The organism is Pseudomonas sp. FW305-96, from assembly GCF_058783825.1.
In genome coordinates this window covers 48,173-65,524 of the sequence record NZ_JBYSYW010000023.1, presented here as the reverse complement: position 1 = coordinate 65,524, position 17,352 = coordinate 48,173, and the positions used below count along the sequence as shown (strand labels likewise).

Genomic DNA, 17,352 nt, shown 5'->3' with positions numbered 1-17,352 from the left:
CTCAGCTCTAGCTGAACGTGCCTTTCAGCACGCAAGGCCGAGTATACGCGCTTACGCGGGCGACGTCGACAGAAGGTTCGGCCGCCCGCGTGCGCGCAGGGCCTAGGTGCCGCTGCCACCGGCCGAGCCGCTGCCTTTCTCGGTCTTTTCCAGGCGCTCGAGCACCTTGCTGGTGATGGCGATGCATTCCTTGGTATCGCCTTTCGCCTGGGCGGCCTTGGCCTGGTCCACATGCTCGGTGATGGCCTTGTCCAGGCCTTCGGAGGTGGCGCCGGCGGTGGCCATGCTGTCGTCGATCTTCTGCAGATTCATGGCGCACAGGTCGTCGGCGGCGAATACAGGCGAGGCCAGCAGGGTGGCGGCCGCGAACAGGGCGGATAGCGCAGTACCTTTCATGGGAGTCTCCTCGTGAGGCCTCGGGAAGGTGGGCCTGATCGGTGGACTGCGTGGCTTTGGGCGGGGTTCAATCGGGTTTGCCGCCCTGGTATCGCGGGGCAAGCCCGCTCCCACGTGTACGGATCACCCACGCCTTGCGCTCCCGGGGTTTTTGGCACGCGCAAATAAAAAACCCCGGCACGGGGCCGGGGCTCTTTCATCACGCTAACGCGATCACTCCTGGTTGGCCAGTTTGTGCTCGAGGTAGTGGATGTTGACGCCGCCTTTGCAGAAACCTTCATCACGCACCAGGTCGCGGTGCAGCGGGATGTTGGTCTTGATGCCGTCGACGACGATCTCGTCCAGGGCATTGCGCATGCGCGCCATGGCTTCGTCGCGGTCCTTGCCGTAGGTGATCAGCTTGCCGATCAACGAATCGTAGTTCGGCGGAACCGAGTAGCCGCTGTACAGGTGCGAATCGACGCGCACGCCGTTGCCGCCCGGGGCGTGGAAGTGCTTCACCTTGCCTGGGCTCGGGATGAACTTCTTCGGGTCTTCGGCGTTGATCCGGCACTCCAGCGAGTGGCCGCGGATCACTACGTCTTCCTGACGGAACGACAGCTTGTTGCCAGCGGCGATGCTGAGCATCTCCTTGACGATGTCGATACCGGTGACCATTTCCGAAACCGGGTGCTCCACCTGAACACGGGTGTTCATCTCGATGAAGTAGAAGCGGCCGTTCTCGTACAGGAACTCGAAGGTACCGGCACCGCGGTAGCCGATCTCGATGCACGCGTCGACGCAACGCTTGAAGACTTCCTGGCGGGCCTTCTCGTCGATGCCCGGGGCCGGCGCTTCTTCCAGTACTTTCTGGTGACGGCGCTGCAGCGAGCAGTCACGGTCGCCCAGGTGCACGGCGTTGCCCTGGCCGTCGGACAGGACCTGCACTTCCACGTGGCGTGGGTTGGTCAGGAACTTCTCCAGGTAGACCATCGGGTTGCCGAACGCGGCACCGGCTTCGGTGCGGGTCAGCTTGGCCGATTCGATCAGGTCTTCTTCCTTGTGCACAACGCGCATGCCGCGACCACCACCGCCACCGGCGGCCTTGATGATCACCGGGTAACCCACCTCGCGGGCGATCGCCAGCGCGGTTTCCGGGTCTTCCGGCAGCGGGCCGTCGGAGCCCGGTACGGTCGGCACGCCCGACTTGATCATTGCGTCCTTGGCCGACACCTTGTCGCCCATCAGGCGGATGGTGTCGGCTTTCGGGCCGATGAAGATGTAGCCGGAGTTTTCCACCTGCTCGGCGAAATCGGCGTTTTCCGCGAGGAAGCCGTAGCCCGGGTGGATGGCGGTGGCACCTGTCACTTCGGCGGCGGCGATGATCGCCGGGATGTGCAGGTAGGATTCCTTGGACGATGCAGGGCCGATGCAGACCGATTCGTCTGCCAGGCCCAGGTGCATCAGTTCACGGTCAGCCGTGGAGTGCACGGCGACGGTCTTGATGCCCAGCTCTTTGCAGGCACGCAGGATCCGCAGGGCAATTTCCCCGCGGTTGGCGATCAGAACTTTTTCGAGCTTCCCAGACATCGTTGGCTCTCCGCGAATCAAACGATGGTGAACAGCGGCTGGTCGAACTCAACCGGCTGGCCGTCTTCTACCAGGATGGCGTCGATCACACCGCCGATATCGGATTCGATGTGGTTCATCATCTTCATGGCTTCGACGATGCACAGGGTGTCGCCCTTCTTCACGGCCTGGCCGACTTCTGCGTAGTTCGGCGAAGTTGGCGAAGGCTTGCGGTAGAAGGTGCCGACCATCGGCGAACGCACCACGGTGCCTTTCAGGGCAGGTGCGGCGGCAGCAGCTTCAGCGGCCGGGGCGGCAGCGGCGGCAACCGGGGCGGCGGCAGGCGCGGCGGCCATTGGCGCGGGTGCGTAGAACTGCTGGGCGGCCGGGGTCTTGCTGTGACGGCTGATGCGAACGGACTCTTCGCCTTCCTTGATCTCCAGTTCGTCGATGCCGGACTCTTCCAGCAGTTCGATCAGCTTTTTGACTTTACGGATATCCATTAATCAGCAACTCCCAAGGTTCGGTCGGGGACGTATTTTAAAACGTGTCGAAAACGTTTCTTCATGAGCCTCGGCCCGAAAGGGCCAAGGCCTTGTGTCATCAGGGCTGTGCGTTGGCAGCCAGGTGTTCCAGCGCGGACTCCAGGGCCAACCGGTAACCGGTGGCTCCGAGGCCGCAGATCACCCCTACGGCAACATCCGAAAAGTAGGAGTGGTGACGGAACGGCTCGCGTTTGTGCACGTTGGAAAGGTGCACTTCGATGAATGGGATGCTCACCGCAAGCAATGCGTCACGTAATGCGACGCTGGTGTGGGTGAAAGCGGCCGGATTGATCAGGATGAAGTCCACGCCTTCGTTGCGCGCGGCATGGATGCGGTCGATCAATTCGTACTCGGCATTGCTCTGCAGGTATTGCAGATGGTGGCCGGCGGCGCGGGCGCGCTGCTCCAGGTCCTGATTGATCTGGGCCAGGGTGGCGGCGCCGTAGTGCCCCGGTTCGCGGGTCCCGAGCAGGTTCAGGTTGGGGCCGTGCAGCACCAGTAGGGTTGCCATCTGCGATTCCTTGGTTTTGTAGGGCAATTCGACATAGCGCGGCGACTATGCCGCAACAGGCGCTGAGTGTCCAGTTCCCGGCAATAGCCAGCACGATGTCCGAGATTCACGCAAAGTATGTGACCGGATGATTAACTTTGGTCACTCGCCAGCGGATTTTTCAGAGGCTGCGGGAAGTTATAGACCGAGTTGGCCGCGCACGCGCGCCACAACCTGGGCAAAATCGCCGGCGTTTATCTCGCCAATCACCCGATCGCTGGTCATTTCGCTGCCGTTCGCCGCAAAAAACATTAACGCGGGCGGGCCGAACAGGCGGTAGCGGTCGAGCAGGGCGCGTTGTTCGGCATTGCTTTCGGTGATGTCGAAGCGCAGCAGGCGGAAGGCGCCGAGTTGCGCCTCGACCTGCGGCGCGTTGAGCACCTCGTGCTCGATCACCTTGCAGCTGATGCACCAGTCGGCGTACCAGTCGAGCAGCACTGGCTGGCCGGCGGTCTTGGCTTCGGCCAGGGCGGCATCGAGGGCGGCGGGGCTGGTGATGGTCTGCCAGGCGTCGGCCTTGGCCGCTGCGGGGCTGCCGGCCACGGTGGGTGGCGGCAGTGGGCGCAGCGGATCGCCCTGGCCGCTCAGGGCGCCATACCAGCAGGCCAGGGCGTAGACCAGCAGCGCCAGGCCGAGCAGTTGCGCCAGGCGCTGGCGCGGGGTTTTCACCACGAACTCCAGGGCGCCGAGGAACAGCGCCACGCCCGCGGCCAGCAGGCCGATCAGCAGCAGGGTGACAGGCCCCGGCAGCACGCGGCTGAGCAGGCCGATGGCCAGGCCCAGCAGCAACACGCCGATGGCGTTTTTCACCGTGTTCATCCACGGCCCGCTCTTGGGCAGCCAGGCGGCGCCACCGGTGGCGACCAGCAACAGCGGCGCGCCCATGCCCAGGCCCAGGGCAAACAGTTTCAGGGCGCCGCCCAGCGCGTCGCCGCTGGCGCTGATGTACAGCAGCGCACCGGCCAGCGGTGCCGACACGCAGGGCGAGACCAGCAGGCTGGAGAGCACGCCGAGTACCGCCGCGCCCAGTAGCGAGCCACCCTTGGTGCGATGGGCGAGGCTGTCCAGGCGGCTGCTCAAAGCCTGCGGCAGCTTGAGGTCGAACAGGCCGAACATGGCCAGGGCGAACAGCACGAAGAACGCGGCGAACGGTACCAGCACCCAGGCCGACTGCAGGCGCGCCTGCAGGTTCAGGCCGGCGCCGAACAGGCCCATCAGGGCGCCGAGCACGGCGAAGCTCGCCGCCATCGGCAGCACGTAGGCCAGCGACAGCGACAGCCCGCGCAGGCTGCCGACCTGGCCGCGTAGCACCACCCCGGAGAGGATCGGCAGCATCGGCAGCACGCACGGTGTGAAGGTCAGGCCGACACCGGCGAGGAAGAACAGCAGCAGCGACTTCCAGGTCCAGCCCTGCTCGGCGCTTGCCGGCAGCGGGGCGCCTTGGCCGTCGATGCTCAAGCGCGCGGTTTCCGGCGGATAGCACAGGCCCTTGTCGGCGCAGCCCTGGTAACCCACCAGCAGGGTGAAGGCGCGCGCGTCGTTGCGCGGCAGTTCGATGTCGAGCACCCCGTGGTACACCTCGACGTCGCCGAAGAACTCGTCGTGCTTGGCCTCGCCCTGGGGGATGTTCGGCGCGCCGAGCTTGATGTCCGCAGGCTCGGTGCGGAACTGGAAGCGGTGGCGGTAGAGGTAATAGCCGTCGGTGGCGACGAAGCGCAGCTTGACGGTCTGGGCGTCGGCCTCGATCAGGCTGAGCTTGAAGGCTTCGTGCACCGGCAGGAAGTCGGCGCTGTTGGACGCGGCGCCGAGGGTGGCGCTGGGGCGGTTGTCGAGCAGGCCGGTGGCGAACGCAGGGCTGGCCAGCAGCAGGAACAACAGGAAAAACAGGCGGCGCATGGCGGACTCGCGAGGTGGAACGTGGCGGGCATGATAGCGGACTTGGCGAGGCTATGGGCCATCGCGGGGCAAGCCCCGCGATGCTTTCAAAGCCGGAAAGCCCGCACCGCCGTGTTCAACTCACCGCCCAGCTTGAGCAACTGTTCGCCCTGCTCACGCCCTTCGCCAATACGCTGCAGGTTGTCCTCGCCCAGCTCGTGGATCCGCTCGCTGTGATCACGAATCTCGCTCACCGCCCCGGTCTGCTGCGCGGTCACATCGGCGATGCGCACCGCGGTGTCGGCAATGGTGCGAATGGCGCTGACGATCGCGTCCAGCGCGCCATCGGCCGACTGTGCCTGGTTGGCCGTGGCCTCGGCGTGCTCCAGCTGGGTGCGCATGCCGTCCACCGAATCGCGGGCGGCTTGCTGCAGGCGGTCGATCAGCGCCTGGATCTCGCCAGTGGCGCCAGTGGTGCGCTGCGCCAGCGAGCGCACTTCGTCGGCCACCACGGCGAAGCCACGGCCCAACTCGCCGGCCCGGGCCGCTTCGATGGCGGCGTTGAGCGCCAGCAGGTTGGTCTGTTCGGCAATCGCCCGGATCACCGTGAGCACGCCACCGATGGTCGCCGACTCTTCCGCCAGTTGCTCGATCATCCGGGCGTTGCCTTGCACCTCGTCGACCAGCGCGCGCAGGCCGGACAGGCTCTGGCCGATCACTGTCTGGCCCTGCTCCACGGCCCGGCCGGCGTCGCGGCTGGCCTCGGCGGCTGAGCTGGCATCGCCGGCCACCTGCTGGATGGTCGCCTCCAACTCGCCCAGGGCGTCGCGGATCTGCGCCGTGTCGCCGGCCTGGCGTTCGGCGCCGTCGTGCAGGGCGCTGCTCATGCCGGCCAAGGCATGGCTGCTGCCGGCCACCTGTTCGGCGTTGTGACGGATGGTGCCGACCAGCTCCACCAGGTACTGGCGCAGGCGGTTCAGCGATTCCTGGATATCGTGCAGCTCGCGGTTGGTGCGGCCCAGGGTGATGGGCTGGGCGAAGTCGCCCTCGGCCCAGCGCGACAGCGCCGGCGCCAGGCTGGTGAGGGTGCGTGCCAGGCGACGCTGCAGGGTGTCGATGAGCAGGGCGATCAGCAGGATCAGGCAGATCATCAGGCCCTGGATCAGCCGTACCTCGCCAGCGATGGTGGCGTGCAGGCCGCGTACCTCGGGCTCGAGGCCGGCGATGGCCTGTTGCACCGCCTCCAGGCGCTCACCGGTGCTGGCGGCCAAGGTGGCGCGGCGCTCGATCTGCTCGCGGGTACGTTGCAGTTCGGCAGGGTAGCGGCTGAGCAGGCTGTGCAGCTCGCGTTTCAGGCCCACGGCGACGTCTTCCTGCTCGGCGCTGGCTTGCGACTCCAGGCCCATCATCGCGGCGAAGTCATCGGCATTGGATTCGGCGGCGCGGGTCACCCCCAGCAGCGGCAGGCCGTCGATGGCCTGGGCCTGGGCGGCGATCTGTTGCAGTTCGCGGTCCACTTCGTCGGCCAGCTCGGCGCGGCCGCTGCTGACCAGCTTGTCGCGGGCCAGGGACAGGCGGCCCAGGTGCAGCGAGGCTTCCAGCAGCGGTGTCAGGTAGCGGCCAGCATCGGCGCTGCCGCTGTCGCGGGCATAGCCGGCCAGTTGCTCGAGGTTCGCCCCCAGCTCCCGTTCGGCTTGCAGCAGCAAGGCCTGGGGATCGCCGGCCAGCTTGCCGGCGGCGAGCAGTTCGTTGGCGGTGAAGCCCTGCAGGCTGTCCAGGCTCGGGCGCAGCTTGGCCGACAGGGGCTCTGGCCAGTCGGCCAGGGCGGCCTGCAATTGCGTGTTGGCCTGCATGGCCGCCGCATGGCGCAGGGCGTCGCCGCTGCCCAGGTAGGCCTGGATGTTGCGCGCGGCATCGTTCTGGAACTGCTGGGACAGGCCCAGGTAGCGCTCCATCAATTGATAGGGACGTTCCAGGGCGCGTTGCGACCACCACAGGGTCGCGCCCAGGGCGATACACACGGTCACCAGCAACAGGGTGTTGAAATTGGTCAGCCACTTCAGGCGCATAGCCGCGAACTTCCTGCGGAGGGGGAGTGGAGAAGTCGGGCCTGAAGTTATTGCGATTTTGTGACGGGGTGATGACGACGGCGGGTTGGCGCCATAAAAAAGTGGCACAGTGCCGGTATGAGGGGGTATGGGCAACTGCTGTGCTTTTCCTGCGCCGGCCTCTCGCCGGCAAGCCGGCTCCCACACCGGGCGCGCCGCTCTCAGTCCAAGCGCCCTCCCTGTGGGAGCTGGCTTGCCAGCGATGAGGCCATTACCAGCGACGCAACGCGGATGGGGTGGGCGCTAAGGCTCGACCCGCACCACGCAGTTGCGCCCGGCGTGCTTGGCGCGGTACAGCGCCTCGTCCGCGGCGCTGGCCATGGTCAGCGCGTCGAGCTGCTCGTCCAGCTGCACCACCCCGGCGCTGAAGGTGCATTGCAGATCGTGGGGCTGGGCCGGGTAATGGATCTCGGCAAAGCGCCGACGGATTTCGTCGAGCACCTTGTGCGCCGCTTCCAGTCCGGTATTGGGCATGACGATGGCAAATTCCTCGCCACCGTAGCGGCCGATGAAGTCGGTCTTGCGCAGCCGCTGCTTGAGGAACAGCGCCAGGCTCTTGATCACCCGGTCGCCCATGGGGTGGCCGTGGCGGTCGTTGATCTTCTTGAAGTGGTCGATGTCGAGCATGGCGAAGCTCAGGGGTTGCACTTCGCGGCGGGCGCGGAAGCTGCAGTCCTCGAGCAATTGCAGGATGTGGGTGTGGTTGTACAGCCCGGTGAGGCTGTCGCGCACCATCCGCGCCTTGAGGTGGCGGGCGCGGGCGGCGCGGTTGCGCACGGTGGTCACCAGGTGCCGCGAGCGGATCGGCTTGGTGAGGAAGTCGTCGCCGCCCTCGCTCATGGCGTCGAGCTGCTTGTCCAGGTCGTCCTCGGCCGACAGGTAGATGATCGGCACGCTGACGTAGCGGTCGTTGTGGCGGATCACCTTGGCCAGTTCCGGGCCGGTGCACGCGGGCATGTACATGTCGAGGATGATCAGGTCGGGCTGGAAGTCCGCCAGCTCGCTCATGGTGCGGATCGGCTCGGTGAGGGTGCGGGTGATGATCCCGGCGCTGTTGAGCAGGCGCTCGGTGTGCAGGGCCTGGGCGCGGGAGTCGTCGATCACCAGCACGCGGAACGGGTCGTACTGGGTGGCGCTGGTCAGCAGTTCGAGTTTTTCCAGCAGGCTGGAAGCATCCAGGGTGCCGGTGAGGAACTCCTGGCCGCCGGCGCGTACCGCGGCCAGGCGGGTCGGGGTGTCGGTTTCATGCAAGCAGAAGAACAGCAGCGGCACCGGCTGCTCCAGGCCTTGCTGGGCCTGGGCCGCCAGTTGCAGGCCGATACCGGTGCCGGTGAAGTCGACGTCCATGACGATCGCCGACGGCAGGCGCTCGCTCATCGATGCCTGGAACGCCTCGGCGCTGCACAGCGCCTGCACGGTGAGGCCGAAGAACTCCAGTTGCTGGGCCAGGCGTTCGGCGCGGTCGTGGTCCTGCAGCACGATGTACACCGGTTTGCGCAGCGGCGGCAGGGGCACATTGTCGAGTTGGTCGCCCTTGCGCAGGCCGGTGCGCGACAGGCGCTGCATCAGGCGGTTGAGTTCGCTGATCAGTTCCGAGTTCAGGCGCGCGCTGTTGGCTTCGATGGCGCGCAGGGTCTGGCCGATGGCCGTTGACAGGCTGCCATGCTCGGGCTGCTCGAAGCGTTCGGCATAGCGCTGCAGGCGCAGGTTGGCCTCGCACAGCTCGCCCAGGTCGCCGCTGGACCACTCGCCACGCTGCAGGCGCTGCCAGATCTCGAGGATCTGCCGGGCCTGGTGGATCACCCGCTGGGCAAAATGCTGCTTGAGGCGTTCGTGGCTCGGCTCGGCTGGCTGGGTCATGTCCTGACTACTTATGAGTGGGAGGGTGCAGGTTCAATGATGGCTCTATGCTAGCACTGCTTTTCCGACAAGCGAGTGCCTCGGGTCAACAAAGTGTTAAGGGACGGTAATTCAGTTGCTGACCTGTTGGTCGCTTATACGAATGGCGGCGTCTGCTTTATAGTGCTGTCACCTGGGTTTGTCGTGGCACCCTGGCCGAGGCCTGTGGTCCAAACCCTGAACCGTTCGTGACTGATTAAGGACAATGCCATGCTGGATTGGAAAAACCGCGAGGCCAAGGCCGAGCCCCGCGAGCGGGTCGAAACCCGCGGCGCCGCTACCCGTAGCTACGTTGGCGGCCTCTGGAGCCGTGCCCTGGGCACCCTGATCGGCCTCTACCTGCTGGTGTGCATCGGCCTGGGCTGGTACTGGAGCCAGGAGCCCGAGCTGTTCCCGGTGCAGCAGAACGCCCAGGCCGCCGCCGAGCGCAACGGCCAGCAGATGGTGGTTGGCTATACCACCATCGAAACCCTCAAGACCGTCGCCGGCACCCTGCTCGACAAGCCGGGTGGCTACATCTCCAACGACCGCTTCCCGCCAGGGCTGTGGATGGACAACATGCCGAGCTGGGAATACGGCGTGCTGGTCCAGGTGCGTGACCTGTCCCGCGCCCTGCGCAAGGACTTCGCCCGGTCGCAGTCGCAATCGACCGAGGACGCCGACCTGGCCAAGGCCGAGCCGCGCTTCAACTTCGACAACAAGAGCTGGATCCTGCCGTCGAGCGAGTCGGAGTTCGAAGAGGGCATCAAGTCGCTGAACCGCTACCAGGTGCGCCTGGCCAAGGGCGACCAGGGCGCGATCTTCTACACCCGCGCCGACAACCTGAACAACTGGCTGGGCGACGTCGCCACCCGCCTGGGCTCGCTGTCGCAGCGCCTGTCGGCCAGCGTCGGCCGGGTCAAGCTCAACAACACCCTGAAGACCGAGTCCGTGGCCCCGGGCCAGGCGCCACAGGTCGACGAGGAAGTGGTCGAGACCCCATGGCTGCAGATCGACAACGTGTTCTACGAAGCCCGTGGCCAGGCCTGGGCGCTGTCGCACCTGCTGCGCGCCATCGAGGTCGACTTCGCCGACGTGCTGGCGAAGAAGAACGCCACGGTCAGCGTGCGGCAGATCATCCGCGAGCTGGAAGCCTCGCAGGAAGCGCTGTGGAGCCCGATGGTGCTCAACGGCAGCGGTTTTGGCATGTGGGCCAACCACTCGCTGGTGATGGCCAACTACATCTCGCGGGCCAACGCCGCGGTGATCGACCTGCGCCAACTGCTGTCCCAGGGCTGAGATGCCGGTCAATCCTGCCGAGGTCGCGCACCGCGCGGCCTCCGACGCCGAGCTGGTGGCCTGGGTCGATGAGCATGACCAATTGCTCGGCGCCCTGCCACGGGCCGAATTGCGTGAGCGTGGCCTGATCGGGCGCTGTACCTTCATCCTGCTGTTCAACAGCGCGGGCGACCTGTGTGTGCACCGGCGGACCCTGAGCAAAGCGCTCTATCCCGGTTACTGGGATGTGGCGGCGGGGGGAATGGTCGGGGTGCAGGAGTCCTATGCCGAATCGGCGGCCCGGGAGCTGGCGGAGGAACTGGGGGTGAGCGGCGTCGAGCTGCGCTTCCACGAGACGTTCTACTTCGAGCAGCCGGGCAACCGCCTGTGGGGCGCGGTGTTTTCTGCGGTATGGGACGGGGCGTTGCGCCTGCAGCCCGAGGAGGTCAGCGAGGCGCGGTTCATCAGTGTCGAGCAGGCCCTGGCGGAAAGTGCGACGCTGCCGTATTGCCCGGACTCGCTGGTGGCGCTGCAGCGCTATCAGGTTGCCCTGCGATGAGGTCGCAAAACATTTGTAAAATGGCGCAATCCTGTACTTAGCAACAGGCAGATTTATCGTTACACTGCGCGCCCTTTTCGGGCTGCCGCACAACCTTGCGGCAGTAGCGCCGCCCCTGCCAGAGTGGGGCATCGCGGTCGGCTCCCGCCGACCAGTTTTTTGTCCTCGGCACAGAGGAACAAAAGTGGCCAAGAAAGCTTCTTCCTTTTCCGCCCTGGGCGGTCTCGTCTTTTCCACCGATGCCGGTCGGCACTGTCCCGACTGCAGCAAACCGGTGGACGACTGTATCTGCAAGCAGCAGGTCATCCCCGAGGGGGATGGCATTGCCCGCGTGCGCCGTGAAAGCAAAGGCCGTGGCGGCAAGACGGTGACCACCATCACGGGCGTCCCCCTGGCCCTGGAACCGCTGAAGGAGCTCGCCAGCACGCTCAAGCGTCGCTGCGGCACCGGTGGCGCGCTCAAGGATGGGGTCATTGAAATCCAGGGCGATCACGTCGAGCTGTTGCTCGCCGAGCTGATCAAGCAGGGTTTCAAGGCGAAGAAATCCGGCGGCTGAGTGCAGCCGCGCGATTTTTTGCCCAGCGCTTTCTAAACTCGTTCCCGTGGGCAGGGTCTATGCCTGACACGGAAGAATCGTCATTTTCAGTATTTACACTGCCAGCGCCCCGAGGTGGGGCAGTGTTTCGACTTTTCATACAGGGGACTTGAATGTCCGTACGACGCACACGCAAAGACGATGGTAGCCAGTGGACCGTGGCCGACAGCCGCAGTGTTTATGGCATCCGCCATTGGGGCGCAGGTTATTTCGCCATCAATGACGCCGGGCGCGTCGAAGTGCGCCCCAACGGCCCGGACAGCGCGCCGATCGACCTCTTCGAACAGGTCCAGGAACTGCGCCAGAGCGGCCTGTCGCTGCCGCTGCTGGTGCGTTTCCCCGACATCCTGCAGGACCGCGTGCGCCAGCTGACCGGCGCCTTCGATGCCAACATCGCGCGTCTGGAGTACCAGAGCCAGTACACCGCGCTGTACCCGATCAAGGTCAACCAGCAGGAAGCGGTGGTCGAGAACATCATCGCCACCCAGAACGTCTCCATCGGCCTGGAAGCCGGCTCCAAGCCCGAGCTGCTGGCGGTGCTGGCGCTGGCGCCGAAGGGCGGCACCATCGTCTGCAACGGCTACAAGGACCGCGAATTCATCCGTCTGGCGCTGATGGGCCAGAAGCTCGGCCACAACGTGTTCATCGTGATCGAGAAGGAGTCCGAGGTCGCCCTGGTGATCGAGGAGGCCGCGGAGCTCAAGGTCAAGCCACAGGTCGGCCTGCGCGTGCGCCTGTCGTCGCTGGCGTCGAGCAAGTGGGCCGACACCGGCGGCGAGAAATCCAAGTTCGGCCTGTCCGCCGCCCAGCTGATCTCGGTGGTGCAGCGTTTCCGTGACGCCGGGCTCGACCAGGGCATCCGCCTGCTGCACTTCCACATGGGCTCGCAGATCGCCAACCTGGCCGACTACCAGCACGGCTTCAAGGAAGCCATCCGCTACTACGGCGAATTGCGCGCCCTGGGCCTGCCGGTCGATCACATCGATGTCGGTGGCGGCCTGGGCGTCGACTACGACGGCACCCACTCGCGCAACGCCAGCTCGATCAACTACGACATGGACGACTACGCCGGCGTGGTGGTCGGGATGCTCAAGGAGTTCTGCGACGCGCAGGGCCTGCCGCACCCGCACATCTTCTCCGAGAGCGGCCGCTCGCTTACCGCGCACCACGCCATGCTGGTGATCCAGGTGACCGACGTCGAGAGCCACAACGACGAAGTGCCGACCATCGAAAACAAGGAAAGCCTGCCCGAGACCGTGCAGTGGCTGGCCGACCTGCTCGGCCCGACCGATATCGAGATGGTCACCGAGACCTACTGGCGCGCCACCCACTACATGGGCGACGTGGCCGCGCAGTACGCCGACGGCAAGCTGACCCTGGCCGAGAAGGCCCTGGCCGAGCAGTGCTATTTCGCCGTGTGCCGTCGCCTGCACAACTCGCTCAAGGCCCGCCAGCGCTCGCACCGCCAGGTGCTGGACGAACTCAACGACAAGCTGGCCGACAAGTACATCTGCAACTTCTCGGTGTTCCAGAGCCTGCCGGACACCTGGGCCATCGGCCAGGTACTGCCGATCATCCCGCTGCACCGCCTGGACGAAGAGCCGCTGCGCCGCGCCGTGCTGCAGGACCTGACCTGCGACTCCGACGGCAAGATCAACCAGTACGTCGACGAGCAGAGCATCGAGACCAGCATGCCGGTGCACGCGGTCAAGGAAGGCGAGGACTACCTGCTCGGCGTGTTCCTGGTCGGCGCCTACCAGGAGATCCTCGGCGACATGCACAACCTGTTCGGTGACACCGACTCGGTGAACATCTACCAGAACGCCGATGGCAGCGTGTACCACGCCGGTATCGAGACCCACGACACCATCGAGGACATGCTGCGCTACGTGCACCTGTCGCCGGAGGAGTTGATGACCCACTACCGCGACAAGGTCGCCAGCGCCAGGATCACCGCCCGCGAGCGTACCCAGTACCTCGACGCGCTGCGCCTGGGGCTGACCCGCTCCTCGTACCTGTCGTCCTGATCGTACTGGGCCGCCGCGCGGCCCTCAGGCACACGGCTGCCGCCACGGTTGATCACCTGTGGCGGCAGCCTTCAGGCTTTGTTGCCCAAGTGTTCGACAAGCAAGGCGGCGTAGCCAGGCAACGCGCTGAAGTCCCGCGAGCACAGCAGCAAGCTGCGCTTCGCCCAGGCCTCCTGCAAGGCGACCCAGCGCAGCGGCAAGCTGTGCTCCCAGCGTCGCACCGAGGTCAGCGGGACCACGGCCACCCCCGCGCCACCTCCGACCATCCTGATCACCCCATCGAATCCTTCGGCGCGAACGCGTACCTGCATCCGTCTTCCCAGGCGCAGGGCCTGCTCTTCGAGATGCAGCGCCAGGGCGCTGTCGGCACCCAGCCCCACATACCCATGGCCAAGGCTGGCGTTGAAGTCTGCCCGGTCGCTGGCGGCCAGCGGGTGCTCGCGCGGCATCACCAGCACTAGCGGATCGTCGCGAAACGGTCGTGTCTGCAGGGTTGCGCAGGGCGCGGCATTCGAGACGATGCCCAGGTCCGCCATGCCCTGGCTGATCGCCTGGACGATATGCAGGCTGGGCAGTTCCTGGATATCCACGCTCACCCCCGGGTGCTCGGCCAGGTAGCCGGCCAGCAGCTCCGGCAGGTACTCGGTCAGCGCCGCCGTGTTGCACAGCAGGCGCACCTGGCCGTGCAGGCCCTGGGCATAGTGCCCGAGGTCGAATTGCAGGCGCTCGACCTGCTGCGCGATCAGCCGCGCATGCTGCAGCAGGGCTTGGCCGGCGGGCGTGGGCAGCACGCCGCGGCGGTTGCGTTCGAGCAAGGGTATGCCCAGCGAGGCTTCCATGGCGCGAATGCGCGCACTGGCGGCCGGCAGCGAGAGGTGGCTGCGCCGGGCGCCAGCGGTGATGTTGCCGCTTTCGAGGGTGTGCTGGAACAGCTTGAGGTCGATCAGGTCGAAATGCATCTGCCTCTGTCCTGGCAAGAGTCTGCCTGAGTATATGGCAGATTTTCAGCGTGCTGGCCGCACGGCAGGATGGCGGTCATGAATACCTTCCTGGCGTTTTATCAGAACATCGGTCCGGCGCTGTCATTGCTGGTGATCCTGACCTTCTTCCTGGCCGGCGCGGTCAAGGGTGTCATCGGCCTCGGGTTGCCGACCGTTGCCATGGGCTTGCTTGGCCTGGCTATGCCTCCGGCACAGGCAGCGGCGCTGCTGATCGTGCCATCGACCTTGACCAACCTCTGGCAACTGGCGGCCGGCGGCCATCTGTTCGCGCTGCTGCGCCGCCTCGGCGGGATGCTGGCGATGATCTTTATCGGCACCCTGCTGGGCAGCGCTTGGCTGGGGATCGACAGCGGTCCGTGGGCGGCCCATGGCCTGGGCGCCGCGTTGCTGGTCTATGCCCTCTATGGGCTGGTCGGCCCAGGGCTGCGCGTGGCCCCGGCCAGGGAGCCCTGGCTGGGGCCGCTCTGCGGGTTGCTCACCGGTGTGGTGACGGCCGCCACCGGCGTGTTCGTCATGCCCGCGGTGCCCTACCTGCAGGGCCTGGGCCTGAGCCGCGACGAGCTGGTCCAGGCGCTGGGCCTGTCGTTCACCGTCTCGACCCTGGCCCTGGCGGTCGGCCTGGCCGGGCAGGATGCCCTGGGTGGCCAAGCCCTGGGGGCTTCACTGCTGGTGTTGGCGCCGGCGTTGCTGGGCATGTTCGCCGGCCAGTGGCTGCGCGGACGGATCAGCGCAGCGCTGTTCAAGCGCTGCTTCCTCATCGGCCTTGCGCTGCTGGGCGGGCACCTGCTGGTCAACGGCTAGCGGACGAAGCGCTGAGCATGTCGATCATCTGGATGTCGAAATCGCGCTCCAGGTAATCCATGCGTTTATCGAAGAATGCACGCATATGCGGCAGTGCCGAATGCACGTCCAGCGCGTCCTTGTTTGCCCAGACCTCGAAAAACACGAACAGGGTCGGGTCTGCCTTGTCGCGCAGCATGTGGTACTCGATGCAACCCGGCTCCTGGCGGCTCGGCTCGACGTAAGGACGGAACAGCTGTTCGAAGGCCTCGGCCTGCTCCGGGCGGGTCTTGGCTTTGAGGATGAAGGCGTATTGCTCGGTCATGGGGAAGCGCTCTGTAAGGGGAATGAGCAAATTCTAAATCAACAATATGTTTACCATTCGTGATTTGCAGGCAAAAGAATTTTGCCCAGCCCTGGCTGTTTCCCGGGTGCCCGGTTGCCTAACCTGCCGGCAACTTCACTTACAGGGCTGACCCTCCCATGAAAAAGATTCTCCTGCTCAATGGCGGCAAACGCTTCGCCCACTCCGATGGCCGTCTCAACCAGACCCTGCACGATGCCGCACTGGCCCATCTGGACCGCGCCGGTTTCGATGTGCGGGAAACCTTCATCGACGGCGGTTACGACGTCCAGGCCGAGGTGGAGAAATTCCTCTGGGCGGACGTGGTGATCTACCAGATGCCGGGTTGGTGGATGGGCGCGCCATGGACCGTGAAGAAGTACATCGACGATGTGTTCACCGCCGGCCACGGCAGCCTGTACGCCAATGATGGCCGTACCCGCTCCGACGCCTCGCAGAAGTACGGCAGCGGTGGCCTGGTGCAGGGCAAGCAATACATGCTGTCGCTGACCTGGAACGCGCCGCAGCAGGCGTTCGATGACCCCAGCGATTTCTTCGAGGGCAAGGGCGTGGACGCGGTGTATTTCCCGTTCCACAAGGCCAACCAGTTCCTCGGCATGAGCGGGTTGCCAACCTTCCTCGCCGTCGATGTGATGAAGCGGCCGGATGTACCGGCGGCGCTGGCGGCTTATGAGCAGCATCTGGACCAGGTGTTTGGCAAGGCTCAATGACAGCGCGGCTCCAACTGTCTTGTTGTTCCTGCACGGGCCTCTCGCCGGCAAGCCGGCTCCCACAAGATGGCGCATGGCTCAAGGCTGAAGCGCACGGTGTGGGAGCCGGCTTGCCGGCGAAAGGGGCGCGTAGCGGCCCCTTGCGCGGTTGCTGCCCAACCGCTATGAATCACGGCATCCACCTGCCAAGGCCATCCGCGTGAAAACCCGATCCGAAGAACTCCAGGTATTTGTCGCCGTCATCGACAGCGGCTCGATCTCCGCCGCTGCGGAGCAGATCGGCCAGACGCCCTCCGCTGTCAGCCGCACCCTGTCGCGCCTGGAGGGCAAGCTCGGCACCACGCTGGTCAACCGCACCACGCGGCGCATGGACCTGACCGAGGAAGGGCGTTTCTTTCTGGAGCGCGCCCGGGCGATCCTCGAGCAGATGGACGACATGGAAGAGCGCCTGTCGCTGAACCGCCAGACCCCGACCGGGCGCCTGCGCATCAACGCCGCCGCGCCGTTCATGCTGCACGCGATCCTGCCGTGGATCGGCGAGTTCCGCCAGCAGTACCCCGGCATCGAGCTGGAGTTGAACACCGACGACCTGATCATCGACCTGCTGGAGCAAAGCACCGACGTGGCCATCCGCATCGGCGAACTGGCCGACTCCAGCCTGCATGCCCGTTCGCTCGGCTGCAGCCCGGTGCAGGTGCTTGCCAGCCCCGACTACCTGGCCCGGCACGGCACGCCGCAGCGGGTCGAAGATCTCGAGGCCCATTGCCTGCTTGGCTTCAGCTCCCTCGAATCGCTCAACCAATGGCCACTGCGCCATGCCCAGGGCGACCGCTGGGCAATCCGCCCGCAGCTGGTCGCCTCGAGCGGCGAAACCCTGCGCCAGCTGGCCATTGCCGGCGAGGGCATCGTCAGCCTGTCACACTTCATGACCCACGAGGACATCCGCGCCGGCCGCCTGAACGTGATCCTGGCCGAGCACAACAATGGCTATCGCCAGCCGATCCATGCGGTCTACTACCGCAACACCCAGCTGGCCCTGCGCATCCAGTGCTTCCTCGATTTCATCCAGAAAAAGCTGGCCGTCTACGCCTGCTGAGTTGCCTGAACGCGACAGGGTCTGCCCGACGGCGGCGCGAAA

At 65.7% G+C, this 17,352-nt stretch carries 16 protein-coding genes; 7 read left to right on the top strand and 9 right to left on the bottom strand.

The features are described 5' to 3' along the window. Positions 1 to 102: 102 nt before the first annotated feature. From AC3WL2_RS17545 to AC3WL2_RS17515, 7 genes are all read right to left on the bottom strand, one after another. Positions 103 to 396, bottom strand: a complete 294-nt coding sequence (locus AC3WL2_RS17545; protein ID WP_023631557.1) for a PA2433 domain-containing protein — start codon at positions 394 to 396, stop codon at positions 103 to 105. A gap of 213 nt (positions 397 to 609) precedes the next feature. Beyond that, on the bottom strand, positions 610 to 1,965 hold the full coding sequence (gene accC / locus AC3WL2_RS17540; RefSeq protein WP_102684478.1) for an acetyl-CoA carboxylase biotin carboxylase subunit: 1,356 nt from the start codon (positions 1,963 to 1,965) through the stop codon (positions 610 to 612). Positions 1,966 to 1,982: 17 nt separating this feature from the next. Continuing rightward, positions 1,983 to 2,447, bottom strand: a complete 465-nt coding sequence (gene accB, locus AC3WL2_RS17535) for an acetyl-CoA carboxylase biotin carboxyl carrier protein (RefSeq protein ID WP_046854115.1) — start codon at positions 2,445 to 2,447, stop codon at positions 1,983 to 1,985. A 100-nt stretch (positions 2,448 to 2,547) separates the two neighbouring features. After that, positions 2,548 to 3,000 (bottom strand): type II 3-dehydroquinate dehydratase, encoded by a 453-nt coding sequence (gene aroQ, locus AC3WL2_RS17530; RefSeq protein ID WP_011535870.1) that lies wholly within the window; start codon positions 2,998 to 3,000, stop codon positions 2,548 to 2,550. Between the two features lie 177 nt (positions 3,001 to 3,177). Next, the gene (locus AC3WL2_RS17525) at positions 3,178 to 4,935 is read right to left on the bottom strand and encodes a protein-disulfide reductase DsbD (RefSeq protein ID WP_102684477.1); all 1,758 of its coding nucleotides are present in this window, start codon (positions 4,933 to 4,935) and stop codon (positions 3,178 to 3,180) included. Positions 4,936 to 5,021: 86 nt separating this feature from the next. Further along, positions 5,022 to 5,801, bottom strand: coding sequence for a methyl-accepting chemotaxis protein (locus tag AC3WL2_RS17520; RefSeq protein WP_371918343.1), 780 nt, complete (start codon positions 5,799 to 5,801; stop codon positions 5,022 to 5,024). Positions 5,802 to 7,265: 1,464 nt separating this feature from the next. Further along, positions 7,266 to 8,882: a diguanylate cyclase gene (locus AC3WL2_RS17515; protein ID WP_102684475.1), complete on the bottom strand. Its 1,617-nt coding sequence runs from the start codon at positions 8,880 to 8,882 to the stop codon at positions 7,266 to 7,268. Positions 8,883 to 9,131: 249 nt separating this feature from the next. On the opposite strand from AC3WL2_RS17515, the gene AC3WL2_RS17510 reads away from it, so the two are divergent. From AC3WL2_RS17510 to speA, 4 genes are all read left to right on the top strand, one after another. Next, the gene (locus tag AC3WL2_RS17510; RefSeq protein WP_102684474.1) at positions 9,132 to 10,199 is read left to right on the top strand and encodes a DUF2333 family protein; all 1,068 of its coding nucleotides are present in this window, start codon (positions 9,132 to 9,134) and stop codon (positions 10,197 to 10,199) included. Between the two features lies 1 nt (position 10,200). Beyond that, positions 10,201 to 10,737 carry an NUDIX hydrolase gene (locus AC3WL2_RS17505; RefSeq protein WP_102684473.1) on the top strand — a complete coding sequence of 179 codons (537 nt, stop codon included), beginning with the start codon at positions 10,201 to 10,203 and terminating at the stop codon, positions 10,735 to 10,737. Positions 10,738 to 10,921: 184 nt separating this feature from the next. Beyond that, positions 10,922 to 11,293 carry a translation initiation factor Sui1 gene (locus AC3WL2_RS17500; RefSeq protein WP_023631654.1) on the top strand — a complete coding sequence of 124 codons (372 nt, stop codon included), beginning with the start codon at positions 10,922 to 10,924 and terminating at the stop codon, positions 11,291 to 11,293. Between the two features lie 152 nt (positions 11,294 to 11,445). Next, positions 11,446 to 13,359, top strand: coding sequence for an arginine decarboxylase (gene speA / locus AC3WL2_RS17495; RefSeq protein ID WP_023631655.1), 1,914 nt, complete (start codon positions 11,446 to 11,448; stop codon positions 13,357 to 13,359). Between the two features lie 71 nt (positions 13,360 to 13,430). Here speA and AC3WL2_RS17490 read toward each other — a convergent pair whose 3' ends face one another. Beyond that, positions 13,431 to 14,318, bottom strand: coding sequence for a LysR substrate-binding domain-containing protein (locus AC3WL2_RS17490; protein WP_102684472.1), 888 nt, complete (start codon positions 14,316 to 14,318; stop codon positions 13,431 to 13,433). Between the two features lie 78 nt (positions 14,319 to 14,396). On the opposite strand from AC3WL2_RS17490, the gene AC3WL2_RS17485 reads away from it, so the two are divergent. Continuing rightward, positions 14,397 to 15,161 carry a sulfite exporter TauE/SafE family protein gene (locus AC3WL2_RS17485; RefSeq protein ID WP_102684471.1) on the top strand — a complete coding sequence of 255 codons (765 nt, stop codon included), beginning with the start codon at positions 14,397 to 14,399 and terminating at the stop codon, positions 15,159 to 15,161. Here the strand turns inward: AC3WL2_RS17485 and AC3WL2_RS17480 are convergent. Next, positions 15,151 to 15,465, bottom strand: coding sequence for a putative quinol monooxygenase (locus tag AC3WL2_RS17480; RefSeq protein ID WP_102684470.1), 315 nt, complete (start codon positions 15,463 to 15,465; stop codon positions 15,151 to 15,153). The two genes, AC3WL2_RS17485 and AC3WL2_RS17480, sit on opposite strands and share 11 nt — an antisense overlap. 158 nt (positions 15,466 to 15,623) lie before the next feature. On the opposite strand from AC3WL2_RS17480, the gene mdaB reads away from it, so the two are divergent. Together mdaB and AC3WL2_RS17470 are read left to right on the top strand one after the other, a co-directional pair. Then, positions 15,624 to 16,214: an NADPH:quinone oxidoreductase MdaB gene (gene mdaB / locus AC3WL2_RS17475; protein WP_023631586.1), complete on the top strand. Its 591-nt coding sequence runs from the start codon at positions 15,624 to 15,626 to the stop codon at positions 16,212 to 16,214. Positions 16,215 to 16,413: 199 nt separating this feature from the next. After that, the gene (locus tag AC3WL2_RS17470; RefSeq protein WP_046854125.1) at positions 16,414 to 17,310 is read left to right on the top strand and encodes a LysR family transcriptional regulator; all 897 of its coding nucleotides are present in this window, start codon (positions 16,414 to 16,416) and stop codon (positions 17,308 to 17,310) included. The last annotated feature ends 42 nt before the right edge of the window (positions 17,311 to 17,352 follow it).

Coding starts and splice junctions, on each gene's coding strand:
- AC3WL2_RS17545 (WP_023631557.1), bottom strand. CDS start 396: ATGAAAGGTACTGCGCTATCCGCCCTGTTCGCGGCCGCCACCCTGCTG.
- accC (WP_102684478.1), bottom strand. CDS start 1,965: ATGTCTGGGAAGCTCGAAAAAGTTCTGATCGCCAACCGCGGGGAAATT.
- accB (WP_046854115.1), bottom strand. CDS start 2,447: ATGGATATCCGTAAAGTCAAAAAGCTGATCGAACTGCTGGAAGAGTCC.
- aroQ (WP_011535870.1), bottom strand. CDS start 3,000: ATGGCAACCCTACTGGTGCTGCACGGCCCCAACCTGAACCTGCTCGGG.
- AC3WL2_RS17525 (WP_102684477.1), bottom strand. CDS start 4,935: ATGCGCCGCCTGTTTTTCCTGTTGTTCCTGCTGCTGGCCAGCCCTGCG.
- AC3WL2_RS17520 (WP_371918343.1), bottom strand. CDS start 5,801: ATGAGCAGCGCCCTGCACGACGGCGCCGAACGCCAGGCCGGCGACACG.
- AC3WL2_RS17515 (WP_102684475.1), bottom strand. CDS start 8,882: ATGACCCAGCCAGCCGAGCCGAGCCACGAACGCCTCAAGCAGCATTTT.
- AC3WL2_RS17510 (WP_102684474.1), top strand. CDS start 9,132: ATGCTGGATTGGAAAAACCGCGAGGCCAAGGCCGAGCCCCGCGAGCGG.
- AC3WL2_RS17505 (WP_102684473.1), top strand. CDS start 10,201: ATGCCGGTCAATCCTGCCGAGGTCGCGCACCGCGCGGCCTCCGACGCC.
- speA (WP_023631655.1), top strand. CDS start 11,446: ATGTCCGTACGACGCACACGCAAAGACGATGGTAGCCAGTGGACCGTG.
- AC3WL2_RS17490 (WP_102684472.1), bottom strand. CDS start 14,318: ATGCATTTCGACCTGATCGACCTCAAGCTGTTCCAGCACACCCTCGAA.
- AC3WL2_RS17485 (WP_102684471.1), top strand. CDS start 14,397: ATGAATACCTTCCTGGCGTTTTATCAGAACATCGGTCCGGCGCTGTCA.
- AC3WL2_RS17480 (WP_102684470.1), bottom strand. CDS start 15,465: ATGACCGAGCAATACGCCTTCATCCTCAAAGCCAAGACCCGCCCGGAG.
- mdaB (WP_023631586.1), top strand. CDS start 15,624: ATGAAAAAGATTCTCCTGCTCAATGGCGGCAAACGCTTCGCCCACTCC.